We start from the raw sequence: 15,399 nt of genomic DNA on the forward strand, positions 1-15,399 counted from the left end.
TCGCCGGCAGGGTTGCGTTGCTGCGGCTCGGCCACGGTTGCCGGGGTGGGCGCAGGCAGCTTCGGTACGACTCGCAGGCAGGTGAGCGCTGCTCCGGCTCGGCCACGGTATCCGGCGCGACCCCAACCGGTTCCCGTTACGACTCGGTGGCCATGCCCAGGGAGCAGAGGGAACCGGCCAGGGCGATGAGGTCGTAGCGGGTGTCGTCTTCGTTCGTGTGCCACAGGGTGGACAGGGTGCTTGCTGCCTGGTCTACGTCGCCGTTGTGCTGTTTCAGGGCGATCCACATCGCGGCGGCCACCGGTTCGCATTCGATGTGCCGGTTGGTCGTGCGGCAGGTCAGTTCCAGGTGGCCGCTGGCGAGCATGCGCTGGGTGACGCCGGGGGCGGTGGTGATCGCCATCATGATGGCCTCCAGGGTGAGGGGGGTGTTTCCTTGCTGTACCTAGTTTCTCGGAACGGGGCCGTCGGAGCCATGGGGTGTGCTCCTGAAGCTTCCCTGGGGTTTCCCCACCCTTATCCCCGGCGGATCCCTGGTTGCCAGCGGGGCAGGGTTGTGGTGGCGGTGTTCGGCTGGACAGGGGAGCGGCGTGGGCACCCCTCTAGTGAATCGAACGCGCGTTCGATTACGCAATCGCTCGAATCGGTCAACCCGTCCTGGCGAAACCAGACCCTCAAGATCACTGTCCAGACCTAAAACCCAGGCGGAGCGGCAGAGAACTGCCCCTCGCGCCCAGGCGGCGGCCAGCGAAACGCAAAACCGCGACACCCGGTAATCATGATCACCTAATTGAGTGACTTTAGATCGCGGTTGGCTGTGCTTAGGGGGCGGCTGCGACTGTGGCAGACGCAGGAAGAATGACCATTGGGTCGAGGAGCTTGCGATGGGCGTGAACTGGGGGCAGAACCGCCGCACCGAGCCGAACGAAGCAGTGTCCCTTCTCGAAGGGCTGCTGATCGAATGCGATGCGGGGGCGGGAGACACGGTATTGGTCGGCGGAGGACCGGCCAGCGGGAAGACGCAGGTGCAGAACCAAGTGGTGGCGCGGGCCCGCGAGCTGGGCGTTCTGACGCTCACCGCGACGGGCGCGGCCGACGAGCGCGACGTCGACGGAGGTGTGCTCGACCAGTTGCTGGCCTGTCCGGCGTTGCCGCGCGAGGTGCTGGCCGCGGAGTGCGGCGGGGACCGGATCGCGGCGTTGTGCAGTGCCTTGCACCGGCTGGCGCGCGAGCGGTCGCTGCTGATCGCGGTGGACGATTTGCAGCACGTGGACGAGACGTCGGCCCGGCTGCTGCTGAGGTTGCAGCGGCGGGCGCGGTCGGCGGGGATGTTGCTGGTGCTGACGCAGCCGGACGGCTGGTATTCCGGCGAGGGCATGGAATTCGCCGCCCAGCCGCACCGGTACGTGCATCTCACGCCGTTCACCGTGGAGGCGATCGCGCGGCTGGTCGCCGACCACGGCGAGGCCGAGCGGATCTACGGGCTGAGCGCGGGGAATCCGTTGCTGGTCGCCGCATTGGTCGACGCTCGCCGCGGTTCGGCGGACGACAGCGCGGCGTATTCCGATGCGGTGCAACGGCTTTTGCACCGTTACGGTTCGCCGCTGCGGGAAGTGGCGACGGCGATCGCGGTGCTGGACACCGACGTGACGACGGACGCGGTGGCGACCGTCGCGGGCGTCGACCCGGTCGAAGCCGAGGCGTCCGCCGGCGTGCTCGTGGAGACCGGCCTGGTCGACGGGGTGCGGTTCCGGCAGCAGCCGGCCGCGGCGGCGGTCGTCGGCGGGTTGCGCGGGTCGGAGAAGGTGCAGCTGCACATCCGTGCGGCGGAGGTGAAGCACGCCCGCGGGTTGCCGGCACCGGAGGTCGCGCGGCATCTCGTGGCGGCGGGCGAAGCTCAGGCGGAGTGGGCGCTGCCGGTGCTGGTCGCGGCGGCGGAGCAGGTGATGCTCGGCGACGATGTCGACTTCGCGACTCGCTGTCTGCAGCTGGCGGCGGCCACGACCACCGCGTCATGGGAGCAGCAGATGATCTCGCAGCTGCTGGCCAAGATCACCTGGCGAGTCAATCCGGCGGCGGCCGCACCGCATCTCGCGGCGTTGCGCGAAGCCGATTCGCTCGACCAATCCGACCGGATCGCTCTGGTACGCCAGTCATTGTGGTTCGGCGACCGCGAAACGTTCGAGTCCGCACTGGTCCGGCTGGGCGACGACCTCGAGCCGCTGCACCCCCGGATGGCCGCGGAACTGACGCTCGCCGCGCACTGGCATTACGGCGCGGCGCCGGAGTTGCCCTTCGACGCTTCGGATCCCTGGATGCGCACCGCCACCACCCTCGCCTCGGTATGGCGGGTCGGTGGCAGCGAAGAGACTTCGGTGTGCGCGGAGCGGATTCTGCAGAACTGCCGGCTGTCGGACACTTCGTTGGAAGCACTGGCCACGGCTATCCTCGCGCTCGCGTACGACGGCAAGGCGGACCGTGCCGAAGGCTGGTGCACTTCGCTGGCCGAGGAAGCGGAGTATCGCGGCGCGGTGACGTGGAAGGCGATGCTCGACGCTATCGGCGCAAGCCTGCTGCTGCGTCGCGGCGAACCGGCCGAAGCAGCGGAAGCGGCCAGCCGTGCGCTCGCGCTGCTTGACGAGCCAAACTGGGGCGTCGCGATCACGTACCCGTTGGCCACGATGCTGACCGCGTACACCGCAGCGGGCGCGTTCAAGGCCGCAGCAGCGGTGTTGCGCCACGCTCTGCCCGAAACCGTGTACACGACCCTCGGCGGCGTACGGTTCCTCCGGGCGCGCGGCCAGTTCCACCTGGCCACGAACCGAGGGCTCTCCGCGATGAGCGATTTCCAGCAATGCCAGCGGATTCTCCGGGACAGCGACCTCGACCTGCCCGCGGTGGCACCGTGGCGGACCGATCTCGCCGAGGCGAATCTGCGGCTGCGCAACCCGACTCTGGCGGTGGAGCTGGCGAAACAGCAGCTGGCGGACGCGAAGGACGCGTTCTCGCAGGCAGTGGCGCTGCGGGTGCTGGCGTTCGCCGGGGACAGCGGCGCGCGGCCGGGCTTGCTGAACCGGGCGGCGGAGGCGTTCAAGGAATCCGGCGACCGGCTGGAGCTGGCCCGCACGGTCCGCGCGATCAACCAGCTCGGCCAGCGCGCGGAACGCTCGGCGGGCCTGGTGAAATCGGTGCAGGTGCCGCGCCAGCCGATGCGTCCGCTCACGCCTCGTCCGGTGGCGTCGAGACCGGAGCCGCCGCGGGCGGATCCGGAGGGGCCGGCGGCGACCGCGCTGAGCGAGGCCGAACTGCGCGTCGCGGAGCTGGCGGCGCACGGGCGGACCAACCGCCAGATCGCCGAAACGCTCTACATCACGGTGTCCACTGTGGAGCAACACCTGACCAGGGTGTACCGGAAACTCGGCGTGGCCGGACGGAGCGCGCTGGCGGGCGAGCTGGCCGGTGCCGGGCAGTGACGGAAAGCGGGTCGCAGGTGCTGTCCGACGTCGAGCTGCGGGTCGCGGAACTCGCCGCGCAGGGCATGCCGGTGGCGGTGATCGCGGAGGTACTGGGAGTGTCCGCGAACACCGCCGCCCGCTACCTCGCCGCCGTCTACGTCAAGCTCCGGAACGCGTGAAGGGCCTCCCGCGCGAACTCCGCGAGAGGCCCTTCGGCGAAACCGGAACCGGGTCAGGACCGGCGGTCGGCGACCACCGCGTCGATGATGTCGTCCAAGGAGCGCGTCGGCACGAAGCCGATGTGGTTGTACGCGCGGGTGCAGTCGGGAATGCGGCGCTGCATGTCCTCGTACCCGTCGCCGTACGCCTCCTCGTACGGCACCTTCGTGATGGTGCTGCTCGAACCGGTCGCGCCGATCACGCGCTCGGCCAGCTGCGAGATGGTGGTCTGCTCGTTGCTGCCGAGGTTGAACACCTTGCCGTACGCGGATTCGTCGGCGAGCAGGTCCGCCAGCGCGGGCACGACGTCGTGCACGTGGCAGAAGCAGCGGGTCTGCTGCCCGTCGCCGAACACCGTGATCGGCTCGCCGGCCAGCGCCTGCGTGACGAACCGCGGGATGACCATGCCGTAGCGTCCGGTCTGACGCGGGCCGACGGTGTTGAACGGCCGCACGATCACCGTGCGCAGGCCGTGCTCCACCGCGTACAGGTGGGCGAACGTCTCGTCCAGCGCCTTCGCCTCGGCGTAGGACCAGCGGTTCTTCAGCGGCGACCCGATGATCCGGTCGTCGTCCTCGCGCAGGCCGTCGGCGGTGTTCTTGCCGTAGATCTCGCTGGTGGACGCGACGAGGATCGGCACGTCGTGCCGCAGCGCCGCGTCGAGCATGTTCTCGGTGCCGTGCAGGTTGGTGCGGAGGCTGTCCATCGTCTTGTCGAGGATGGTGAACACGCCGACCGCGGCCGCGAGGTGGAAGACCGCGTCGATGCCCGCCATGCACGATTCGATCGCGTTCGGGTCGGTGATCGAGCCGCGCACGAACCGGAAACCGGGGTGCCCGGCGACGCCGGCGAGGTTGTCCAGGGTGCCGGTGCTCAGGTTGTCCAGTGCGACGACCTCGTCGCCGCGGGCCAGCAGGTGCTCGGTGAGGTGGGAGCCGATGAACCCGGCGCCTCCGGTGATGAGGTAACGCACGTCAGTGTCCCTTTCTCAGTGTCATCCGGGGCTTCGCCCCAGGCCGGGGGCTCCGCCGCCCGGAACCCCCGCGAAGAATCAGTTCGCGAAGAGCGCGCGGTCGAAGCGGTAGGTAGCGTCGATGACGGTCGGGCAGTCGGCGAGCCATTCGTAGTCGTGGCCCGGCTGGACGGTGTGGATGAGCGCGACGTCCCAGTCCTCGCCGTCCGGCTCAGGGACGGTGTCGAGCGAACCGCCGGTCACTCGGACATTCGGCACCAGCGGGTCGTAGTAGCCGACCTTCGCGCCCTTCGCGGCGAGCAGGTCGATGATGTCGAGCGCGGACGACGAACGCACGTCCTGCACACCGGGCTTGTAGGTCACGCCGACCACCAGCACGCGCGTACCCGCCATGCCCTTGCCTTCGCGGGACAGTGTGTTGAGTACGCGGTCGACAACCTGCTTCGGCCGCTCCGCGATGGCGTGCATCGCCTGGGTCACCAGCGGTGCGTTGCTCTGCGTCGCGCGCAGCTGCCACAGCAGGTAGTGCGGGTCGCAGGGGATGCAGTGGCCGCCGACGCCGGGGCCGGGGTGGAAGGCCATGAAGCCGTACGGTTTGCTGGCCGCCGCGTCGATGACCTCGATCGGGTCGATCGCGAAGCCGTCGCTGATCTCGGCGAACTCGTTGGCCAGCGCGATGTTCACCGCGCGGAAGGTGTTCTCGTACAGCTTCGTCATCTCGGCCGCTTCCGGCGAGCTGACGCAGTGCACGGCCGGGGTGAGCACGTTGATCACGCGCTGCGCCATCGCGGTGCACACCGGGGTCACGCCGCCCAGCACGCGCGGCGTCTCCGCCTGGGTGTGGGTGACGTTGCCCGGGTCGATCCGCTCCGGGCTGGACGCCACGAACAGGTCGCGGCCGATCGTGAATCCTTTGGCCACCAGCGGTTTCACCAGCAGCCGGTTCGAGGTGCCGACGTAGCTGGTGGAGGTGAGGATGAACGTCTGGCCGCGGCGGGCGTTCGCGACCAGCGCCGCGCACGCCGCCTCCAGCGGGCCGAGGTCGGGCATCAGGTACTCGTCGAGCCCGGTCGGCACGCACACCAGCACCGCGTCCGCGTCGGCCATCCGCGCCGAGTCCGTGGTGAGCTGGAAGTCCTCCTGGTGCACGGCTTTCTCGAGCCGCCGGTGGTCGGCTTCGATGAGGTCGACGTCGCCCGAGCGGATCGAGTCGAGCCGGTTCTGCGACAGGTCGATGCCGATCACGCCGACGCCGCCGGCGTGCAGGCCGAGCGCGGTCGGCAGGCCGACGTAGCCCATCCCGATCACCGCGACCGACGTCAGTTGGTTCCGTTCGGCGAGGGCCTCGAATTCAGCGACAGTACTGGTCATTCCTGGTCACCCGTTTCTGGATGGGCAGTGGAAAAGCGAGCGGGAAAAGCGGACGGGAAGCCGGTCATCGGACCGAGCGGACGATTTCGAAGGCCTCGGCGAGGCCGGCGCTGACCTGCGAGCCGCGGTATTCGGCCAAGGCGCGGACGCCGCGTTCGCTGCGCGGGTTCGGCCACGTCTCGAGTTCTTTCCCGTAGGCGCGCAGTGCTTCGATTTTGCGGTCGAGGTGGCTCTGGTCGAGAATCTGCCAGCAGTTCGGCCGGAACGTGACCGGCAGCCCGGAGGCCTCTCCGACGTCGGTGGCGGAGCGGATCTCGAACGTGCGGACCTCGCGCACCGGGCCCTTGCCCGGCCGTCCGGCGACCCGCGCGGCGCGGCTGACCAGCGCGTGGTCGGTGCTCAGGTCGCACATGCTGGTGGCGAAAACGGTGTCCGGCTCGAATTCGCGGACCTCGCGCTCGACGACCTGGTTCAGTTCCAGATGGCTGACCGTGTCGAGCCGGTTGTCGCCGAATTCGTGGACTCGCACCCGCTCGATGCCGAGCGTTTTCGCGGCCAGTTCGATCGCGTCGGTGCGATCGGTGACCTCGGCGCCGGCGGCCGAACGCGAACCGTCGTCGTTGGTGAGAATGCAAAGCGAAACGGTGACGCCCTCGTCGGCGAGCCGGGCGATGGTCCCGCCCGCGCCGAGCGTTTCGTCGTCGCCGTGGGCTCCCACCACCAGAAGCCTGCGTGTCAACGTGTGCATACGATTCCCCAGTCCTTGTCCGGGCGGTGAAACCCCCAGCGGAAGCGAGCCGTGCGAAATGGCTTGGAACGCCAGCAAAATCTGACATCCGGGGGGTCTTTGCGACAACCCCTAAAGACCGTCTAAAGCGGACCTTGGCCGGGCTGGCGGACCGGCGCAGGGGTGGGCGCGCCGCGCACCGGAAAGCAGGTGGGGAATGAATACGGGCAGGCGAAAATACCGCGAATCGCGAGATTCGGCGGTCGGCCGCGATCGAGCTGGGGGCGCGAAGGAATTGCCCGCCCGGCGCGCGCGTTTTCGACGCAGGCGCGGGCGCGAGCAATAGGTGGGAAAGCTAGCGAGGAGGAATCAGCTGATCCGGAGTGGCGTCACCGGCATCCCGCGATGCGTTCCAGCTCCGGCACGAGGTCGTCCAGCGTCGGCGTGGCCAGCATCTCGTCCCGGACCTCGAGCGAACAGTCGCGAAAGGACGGTTCCTCCAGCAGCCTCTCAAGTCCATTTCGGACGGTGCCGGGGGTGACGTCCTCGAGGTCCACCATCAGGCCGTTGCCGCGCTTCACCTGGGCGAGCGCGGAGATCCGCTCGCTCCACGTGGTGCCCGGGATCACCAGCTGCGGGACACCGTTGACCACCGCGTTGCCGATCGTCGCGCCGCCGCCCTGATGCACGATCGCGGAGCACGAGGCGAGGAGTTCGTACATCGGCACGAAGTCCACCGCGCGCACGTTGTCCGGGATCTTGTCCACCGTCGCGAGCTGCTCCGCGTTGAGCGTCGCGATCACCTCGACGTCGAGGTCGGAAAGGCCGTCGAGCAGCGCGGAAACCGAGGTCTCCTCTTCGCCGAGCGTCTGCCGGTTGGAGATGCCCAGGGTCAGCAGCACGCGCGGGCGGGCCGGGGGTTCGACGACCCAGCGCGGCAGCGCCATCGCCTTGTTCAGCGGCACGAACCGCGCCGGGAGGTAGTCGACGTCGACGCCGTCGTACCGGAGATACGACGGGTGGCAGTCGATGGTCTTGACGCCGTAGCGCAGGTTCTCGTCGTAGTCCGCGCCGTAGCGGCCCACCTCGGCCGACATCCACTCCACGAACGGGTCCGGGCCGGTGTCCTCGGGCTTGCTCGCGCGCAGGTCCCGGTACTGCGCGCCGATCCGTGCCGTCTGGTCGGCCGCGTACATCATCCGCAGGTGCGGGACGCCGATCGCCTGCGCGACGATCGGCGCGGCGTAGACCAGCGGGTCCCACACGACGAGGTCCGGCTGCCAGTTCCGGGCGAACCGGACGAGTTCGTTCAGCAGCGGTTCCGGCGTGTTCCAGCGGAAAACGTCGACCCAGCCGTCGTAGACAGTGCGCACGTATTCCTCGGTGTAGCGTTCCGGACGGCTTTCGGAAAGCTGGTGCTTGCCGTGCAGCGTGTCGTCGCCGCCCGCGCTGAGCCGCCGGTGCTGCGCGATGTCGAGGTCCTCGCCGAACCACATCGCGTCGAGGCCGGTCTCGGCGAACGGCAGGACCTCGCGGGGATTGCGCTGGCCGACGAACCGCACCTCGTGCCCGGCGGCGGCCAGTGCCCAGCCGACCGGGGCCATGCTGTAGACGTGCGTCCTCGTCGGGAAGACCATCAACATGACTCGCACAGCGCACTCTCCGATGCCGGGGTCCGGGAACACTTCTGGGGAGACGGTAATCGCGGCCGGGCCCGCGGCAGACCCGGCAATGCGGCGTAGGGGTGCCGGACCCCTGTCCGCGCGGGCCGGCGCTTCCGCGTCCCGCCCGCTACCCGCTTTCCCGCCCCTAGCCCGGTTTTCAGGGGTCCGGCCGGGCCGCGCGCCGACCTACGATCCGAACCAGACGACCAGGGATTGCTGGCTTGCTGCAGTGGCGGAGTGCGGAATGCGTGAGTGTGTAACCGACGAACGAGGGGACTCCCAGTGACCCAGACACCGTCCACCGAGCAGATCGTCGCCGCGCTGCGCCAGTCCATGACGGACAACGAGCGGCTCAAGGCGGACAATCAGAAGCTCACCGCGGCGCTGAGCGAGCCGATCGCCATCATCGGGATGGGCTGCCGGTACCCCGGCGGGGTCGCCACGCCCGCGCAGCTTTGGGACCTCGTCGCCGGCGGCACCGACGCCATTGGCGAGTTCCCCGACGACCGCGGCTGGGACACCGAAGCGATCTTCGACCCCGCGGGCCGTCCCGGCACGACGTACTCGAAGGAAGGCGGCTTCCTCTATGACGCCGCCGACTTCGAGCCGGAGTTCTTCGGCATTTCCCCGCGAGAGGCTCGCACGCTCGACCCGCAGCAGCGGGTGGTGCTGGAGACCGCGTGGGAGGCCGTGGAACGCGCCGGGATCGTGCCGTCGACGTTGCGGGGCAGCAAGACCGGCGTCTTCGCCGGCGTGATGTACCACGACTACGGCGCCGGCAGCAGCGACGGCAGCCTCGTCTCTGGCCGGATCTCCTACACGCTCGGGCTGGAAGGTCCGTCGGTGTCGGTCGATACCGCGTGCTCGTCGTCGCTGGTCGCGATGCACCTTGCCGCGCAAGCACTTCGGCGGGGGGAGTGCTCGCTGGCACTGGCCGGTGGAGTCACCGTGATGGTGACTCCGGACATGTTCGTCTACTTCAGCGAGCAACAGGGCCTCGCCCCAGACGGTCGCTGCAAGGCGTTCGGCAGTGGCGCCGACGGTGTCGGCTGCTCCGAAGGTGCCGGAATGCTCCTGTTGGAACGGCTTTCCGACGCGCGCCGCAACGGCCACCACGTCCTCGCGGTGCTCCGCGGCAGCGCGGTCAACTCCGATGGCGCGTCCAGCGGTATCACCGTCCCGAACGGCCCGGCGCAGCAGCGCGTGATCCGGGCGGCACTGTCCGACGCCGGGCTGAAACTGTCCGATGTGGACGCTGTCGAGGCGCACGGCACCGGCACGAAGCTCGGCGACCCGATCGAGGCCCAGGCGCTGATTTCCACCTACGGCAAGGCGGCGACGGCGGAACGGCCGCTGTACGTCGGGTCGTTCAAGTCGAACGTCGGCCACACGCAGGCCGCGGCCGGGGTCGGCGGCGTGATCAAGATGGTGGAGGCGCTGCGGCGCGGCGTGCTCCCGCGCACGCTGCACGCCGACGAGCCGTCGCCGCACGTCGAATGGACCGACACCGTCTCGCTGCTGAGCGAGCCGAAGCCGTGGCCGGAGACCGGGCGGCCGCGTCGCGCGGGCGTTTCGTCGTTCGGCATCAGCGGGACCAACGCGCACGTGATCGTCGAGCAGGGCGACCCGGTGCCGGTCCCGGCTCCGGACGCCGGGCCGGTGACCTGGCTGTTGTCGGCCAACGACCCGGACGCGCTGCGGGCGCAGGCGGGCAAACTCGCCGCGGCCGCCGGTGAAGAGTCCACTGTGGACATCGGATTCTCCCTGGCGACCACGCGGACCCAGGCCGAGCACCGCGCCGGGATCGTCGCCGCCGACCGGGCCGGAGCGATCCGCGCGCTGACCGAGTACGCGGCCGGCCGCACCCCGACGGGTGTCGTCGAAGGGGCGGCCGGCACCGGGCGCACGGCGTTCCTGTTCACCGGCCAGGGCGCCCAGCGCGCCGGGATGGGCCTGGAACTGGCCGCGGCCTACCCAGCTTTCGCCGAGGCTTTCGACGCGGTGGCCGCCGAACTGGACAAGCACCTCGACGTGCCGGTGCGGACCGTGCTGGGCTCCGACGAGACCGGGTACACGCAGCCGGCGTTGTTCGCCGTCGAGGTCGCGGTGTTCCGGCTGCTCGAATCGTGGGGCGTCGCCCCGGACTACCTGCTGGGGCATTCGATCGGCGAGCTGGCCGCGGCGCACGTCGCCGGGGTGCTCTCGCTCGAAGACGCGTGCACGCTCGTGACGGCCCGGGCGCAGCTGATGCAGGCCCTTCCCGCTGGCGGGGCGATGGTCGCCGTCGCGGCTGCCGAGGCCGAGGTCGTGCCGCTGCTGACCGAGGGCGTGTCGATCGCCGCCGTCAACGGGCCGTCGTCGGTGGTGTTGTCTGGCGACGAGGACGCGGTTCTCGCGGTGGCATCTAGGTTCGAGAAGACTTCGCGGCTGAAGGTGTCGCACGCGTTCCACTCGGCGCTGATGGAGCCGATGTTGGCCGATTTCGCCTTCATCGCCCGAAACCTGACCTATTCCGCACCCGCGCTTCCCATCGTCTCGACGGTTTCGCCGGACGCCGACCTGACTTCGCCGGAGTACTGGGTGAGCCAGGTGCGCGACGCGGTCCGGTTCGCCGACGGCATCCGCACCCTGCTCGACGCCGGTGTCACGACGTTCGTCGAGGTCGGCCCGTCGGCCGTGCTCACCGCGATGGGGCAGCTGTGCCTGACCGCCGACGACCGGGCGACGTTCGTCCCGGTGCTGCGCAAGGACCGGCCGGAAGCCGAGTCGGCGGCAGCCGCGGTGGCCGCGCTGTTCACCACCGGGTCCACTGTGGACTTTTCCGCGTTCTACGCCGGCGGCGCGCCGGTCGAGTTGCCGACGTATGCCTTCCAGCGCAAGCGTTACTGGATGGAGAACCCGACCGGAGCCCGCGTCCGCGGGGTAACCGAGGTCGGGCAGGTCGAAGCCGGGCATCCGCTGCTGGGCGCGGTCGTGACGACCGCTGACACCGGCGGCGTTGTGCTCACCGGGCAGCTTTCGCTGCGCGCGCAGCCGTGGCTCGGCGACCACGTCGTGCAGGGGGTGCCGCTGTTCCCCGGTACGGCTTTCGTCGAACTGGCCGTGCGGGCGGGCGACGAGGTGAACTGTGGGCGGCTTGACGAACTGACGCTCGCGGTCCCGTTGATCCTGCCCGAACACGGGGCCGTCCCGGTCCAGGTGACGGTGGGCGCGGAGGACGAGTCGGGCGCCCGCGCGGTGGGCATCTACTCGCGGGTCGCGGACACCGGGGAGTGGACGCACCACGCCAGCGGAAGGGTGTCGCCGACGGCGGACGCGCCCGTGGCCGCCGCGGAGTGGCCCCCGGCCGGTGCCGTCGAGATCGACGTGACCAGTCGCTACGACGAACTCGCCGCACAGGGCTTCGACTACGGGCCGGTGTTCGCCGGGCTGCGCCGGGTCTGGCGCGACGGGAACACCCTGGCCGCCGAAGTCGCGTTGCCGGAGCACACCGACGGTTCGGCGTTCGCGCTGCATCCCGCCCTGCTGGACGCCGCGCTGCACACCATCGGGCTGGCCGGGCTGACGGAGGACAAACCGGCGCTGCCGTTCGCGTGGAGCGGGGTTTCGCTGCACGCCAGCGGGGCGTCGAGCTTGCGCGTGCTGCTCTCCTCGGACGTCGAGAACACCGTTTCGCTCACCGCCACCGATCCCGCCGGGGCGCCGATCGTCACCGTGGGGTCGCTGGCACTGCGGCCGATCGCCGACGACGCGTTCGCCGCGGTCACCCGTCCGGCTGCTGGCGACTCGCTGTTCCGGGTGGAATGGCTGCCGTATTCCGGTGATGCCGCTTCTGGCGTTTCGCACGCGGTGCTCGGTGCGGATCCGTTCGGCCTCGGCGGGGAGTCCTATGTGGACCTTACCGCGCTGATCGACGCGGGGAAGGCCGTCCCCGACGTAGTGACCGTGTCGTTCGCGGCCCCCGAGACGGCGTCGCCCGCCCTGGCGCGCGAGGCCGCCCATCAGCTGCTGGAACTGGTACAGGCGTGGGTCAGTGAACCGGCCCTGGCCGCCTCGCGGCTCGTCGTGGTCGCTTCTCACGCCATCGCGACGCGTCCCGAGGAGGACGTCGCCGACCTCGTCCACGCCGCGCTGTGGGGCGTCGTGCGGTCGGCCGAGCTGGAGTACCCGGACCGGTTCGCCGCGGTCGACGTCGACGGCGGCGAACTGCCGCTGGCCACGGTGCTCGGGGCGATCCGCGCCGGGGAGCCCGGGGTCGCCGTCCGGGACGGGGCGGTGCTGGTGCACCGGCTGGCGAAGTTCGCCCCCGAGACTTCGGCGCCGTCGCTGAACCCGGACGGAACCGTGCTGATCACCGGCGGCACCGGTGCGCTGGGCGCGTTGCTCGCCCGGCACCTGGTGACCGAGCACGACGTGCGCCACCTGCTGCTCACCAGCCGGCGCGGCGAAGCGGCACCGGGAGCGGCGGAGCTGAAAGCGGAGCTGGAGGAGCTGGGCGCCGCGGTTTCGGTGGTGGCCTGCGATCTCGCGGACCGGACCGCGGCGGCCGAGCTGGTGGCCGGGGTGCCGTCCGGACATCCGCTGACCGCGGTCGTGCACACGGCGGGCGTCCTGGACGACGGGGTGCTGCTCGCGCTGACCCCGGAGCGGATGGACGCGGTGCTGCGGCCCAAGCTGGACGCGGCCTGGCACCTGCACGAGCTGACCGCGGAGCTGGACCTGGCCGCGTTCGTGCTGTTCTCCTCGGTCGCCGGCCCGTTCGGTTCGGCCGGACAGGCGAACTACTCGGCCGGGAACGTGTTCCTCGACGCGCTGGCCCACCACCGCACGGCGCTCGGCTTGCCGGCGGTGTCGCTGTCGTGGGGCCTCTGGACCGGCGGCATGGCGGGCGCGCTCGGCGACACCGACCTGGTCCGGATGGCGCGGTCCGGCGTGGCCGGGCTGTCGTTCGCCGACGGGCTCGAGCTGTTCGACGCGACGTTCGGCACCTCGCAACCGGCACTGGTCCCGGTCCGGCTCGACCTGGCCGGGCTGCGCTCTGGCGCGGACCGCGTGCCCCCGTTGTTGCGCGGCTTGGTGCGCGGCGCCCCGCGGCGCCGAGCCACGCTCGCCGACGACTCGTGGACCCGGATCGCGACCCTGCCTGCCGCGGAACGGGAACGAGCGCTGCTCGACCTGGTCTGCGGCACGGCGGCGGTGGTGCTCGGACACGACCGCCCGGACGCGATCGACCCCCGCAAGGGCTTCATCGAACTCGGCTTCGACTCCCTGACGGCGATCGAGCTGCGGAACCGGCTGGACGAAGTGTCCGGGCAGCGTTTGCCAGCGACGTTGATCTTCGACTACCCGTCCCCGGGAGCGGTGGCGGGGCTGCTCGGCGCGGGACTGGCGGATCAACCGTCCATTGTGGATTCACAGCTGGCGGCTCTTGAGTCGGTGGTGCGGGACAACGCTTTGGCTGAGGACGAGCGGGAGAAGCTGGTCAGCCGGTTGACCGCGCTGCTGGCGTCGTTCTCGGCCCCGGAGGAGGCCGCGGACATCGAGAACGCCAGCGCGGAGGATCTCTTCGCGTTGTTGGACGAGGAACTGGACACTAAACCGGTGTGAGCATGGCGAATCCCCCGCCGCCGTCTAGTTCACTGGCGCGGCGGGGGACTCGCGTGGTGCTCACCCCTCGGTCAGCAGCCCGAGGGAGCAGAGGGAGCCGGTCAGGGCCACCAGGTCGTAGCGGAGGTCTTCGACGTCGGTCTCCCACAGCGCGGCGAGGACGGCACTCGCGTCGTCGAGGTCGCCGTTGTGCTGGTTGAGCGCGACCAGCATGGCCGCGGCCACCGGTTCGCAGTCCACCTCGCGGCTCGTGCTGGCCAGCTTGAGGTGTCCGTCGGGGAGCATTCGCTGGGTAACGCCGGGCGCGGTTCGAATAGCCGTCATGGCTGCCTCCGGGGCCGGTGGTCCGGTCTGTTCCTTGCGGTACCAGTTTCGCGGATCCGAGCCCGGCAGACCAGGGGGTCGGCACCTGAAGGCAGCCTGGGGTTTACTCCCCCGCAATCCGCCCGGGGGCCGGGGTCGCGGAAGCGAGCGCCTCCGCGCGCCAGTCGCGCAGGCACGCCGCGACGGTAGTCAGCACGGCGGCTAGCTGGGCATTCAGGTAGAAATGCCCGCCTTCCAGCACCTGCACGGCGCAGTGGCCGTTGGTGTGCCCGCGCCACGGGTCGGCCTCGGCGGGGTCGACTACCGGGTCGTCCGCGCCCAGCAGAACCTGGACTGGGCAGTCCAGTGCGAGCCCGGGTTCGGGGCGATACGTCTCGACGGCCGTGTAGTCCCCGCGGATCGCGGGCAGCACCAGGCGCAGCAGTTCGTCGTCGCCGAACACGGCGCTGCCGGTGCCGCTGATTTCCTTGAGGGCAGCGAGCAGACCGTCGTCGCCGAGTTCGTGGACGTACTCCGACCGCGGCACGGACGGTGCCGGGCACGCGGACGCGAACAGCCCCAGCGGCCGGGTGCCCCGCGCCTCGAGCCGCCACGCGACCTCGTAGCCGAGCGTCGCGCCCATGCTGTGGCCGAACAGGGCCACCGGCCGGTCGATCCAGGGGGCGAGGTCGTCGGCGATCACGTCGGCCATCGCGGCGAGTTCGGTGCAGCACGGCTCGTCCCGCCGGTCCTGGCGGCCCGGGTACTGCACGGCGATGACGTCGGCGTCCAGTCCGCCGTCGGCGGCTGCCCGCGAGAACGGGAAGTACGCGGTCGCCGACCCGCCCGCGTGCGGCAGGCACACCAGTCGCACCGCGGCGTCGTCGGCCGCGTGGAATCGCCGGAGCCATCGGCTCGAGTTCTTGTTCAGGGCAGTCACAGTTCAGGAAGTCTCCGGTCCCTCCGCGGGACCGGCAACCCCTAGCGGCGCAGCGCCCGCGGGCGGTCGAGCCGCCCTTCGGCCGCCTCGCCGGGAGGGCCCGCTCAGGGGTCCGGGCAGCCGGTTAGGGGTGGGTACGC

10 protein-coding genes are annotated in these 15,399 nt (G+C 70.5%); 3 read left to right on the forward strand and 7 right to left on the reverse strand.

Annotated features, from left to right (window positions below; all coding sequences use genetic code 11):
- Positions 1 to 136 precede the first annotated feature (136 nt).
- Complete coding sequence (locus tag F9C12_RS32935) at positions 137 to 406, reverse strand: hypothetical protein (protein ID WP_409185643.1); 270 nt, start codon at positions 404 to 406, stop codon at positions 137 to 139.
- A 478-nt stretch (positions 407 to 884) separates the two neighbouring features.
- On the opposite strand from F9C12_RS32935, the gene F9C12_RS32940 reads away from it, so the two are divergent.
- Both F9C12_RS32940 and F9C12_RS32945 read left to right on the forward strand, forming a co-directional pair.
- A complete protein-coding gene (locus F9C12_RS32940) occupies positions 885 to 3,473 on the forward strand; it encodes a helix-turn-helix transcriptional regulator (RefSeq protein WP_409462964.1) in 2,589 nt (862 codons plus the stop codon).
- Positions 3,470 to 3,634, forward strand: coding sequence for a LuxR C-terminal-related transcriptional regulator (locus F9C12_RS32945; RefSeq protein ID WP_409462965.1), 165 nt, complete (start codon positions 3,470 to 3,472; stop codon positions 3,632 to 3,634). The genes F9C12_RS32940 and F9C12_RS32945 overlap by 4 nt, the downstream gene beginning before the upstream one ends.
- Before the next feature lie 53 nt (positions 3,635 to 3,687).
- Here F9C12_RS32945 and F9C12_RS32950 read toward each other — a convergent pair whose 3' ends face one another.
- The 4 genes from F9C12_RS32950 to F9C12_RS32965 all read right to left on the reverse strand — a co-directional run bounded on the left by F9C12_RS32950 (position 3,688) and on the right by F9C12_RS32965 (position 8,388).
- The gene (locus F9C12_RS32950) at positions 3,688 to 4,647 is read right to left on the reverse strand and encodes an NAD-dependent epimerase/dehydratase family protein (protein ID WP_409462966.1); all 960 of its coding nucleotides are present in this window, start codon (positions 4,645 to 4,647) and stop codon (positions 3,688 to 3,690) included.
- Positions 4,648 to 4,725: 78 nt separating this feature from the next.
- Entirely contained in the window at positions 4,726 to 6,018 is a 1,293-nt protein-coding gene (locus tag F9C12_RS32955) for a nucleotide sugar dehydrogenase (protein ID WP_409185647.1), read from the reverse strand.
- 64 nt (positions 6,019 to 6,082) lie between these two features.
- Entirely contained in the window at positions 6,083 to 6,766 is a 684-nt protein-coding gene (locus F9C12_RS32960; protein ID WP_409462967.1) for a PIG-L deacetylase family protein, read from the reverse strand.
- Positions 6,767 to 7,134: 368 nt separating this feature from the next.
- Positions 7,135 to 8,388, reverse strand: a complete 1,254-nt coding sequence (locus F9C12_RS32965) for a nucleotide disphospho-sugar-binding domain-containing protein (protein WP_409186917.1) — start codon at positions 8,386 to 8,388, stop codon at positions 7,135 to 7,137.
- 303 nt (positions 8,389 to 8,691) lie between these two features.
- Here F9C12_RS32965 and F9C12_RS32970 point away from each other — a divergent pair, with 303 nt between their 5' ends.
- A complete protein-coding gene (locus F9C12_RS32970) occupies positions 8,692 to 14,016 on the forward strand; it encodes an SDR family NAD(P)-dependent oxidoreductase (protein ID WP_409462968.1) in 5,325 nt (1,774 codons plus the stop codon).
- A 60-nt stretch (positions 14,017 to 14,076) separates the two neighbouring features.
- Here the strand turns inward: F9C12_RS32970 and F9C12_RS32975 are convergent, their stop codons facing one another.
- Together F9C12_RS32975 and F9C12_RS32980 are read right to left on the reverse strand one after the other, a co-directional pair.
- Complete coding sequence (locus F9C12_RS32975; protein WP_409462969.1) at positions 14,077 to 14,340, reverse strand: hypothetical protein; 264 nt, start codon at positions 14,338 to 14,340, stop codon at positions 14,077 to 14,079.
- A gap of 103 nt (positions 14,341 to 14,443) precedes the next feature.
- Positions 14,444 to 15,259 carry a thioesterase II family protein gene (locus F9C12_RS32980; RefSeq protein WP_409462970.1) on the reverse strand — a complete coding sequence of 272 codons (816 nt, stop codon included), beginning with the start codon at positions 15,257 to 15,259 and terminating at the stop codon, positions 14,444 to 14,446.
- Positions 15,260 to 15,399 lie beyond the last annotated feature (140 nt).

This window comes from Amycolatopsis sp. GA6-003, assembly GCF_046267895.1.
Classification (GTDB): Bacteria; Actinomycetota; Actinomycetes; order Mycobacteriales; family Pseudonocardiaceae; genus Amycolatopsis.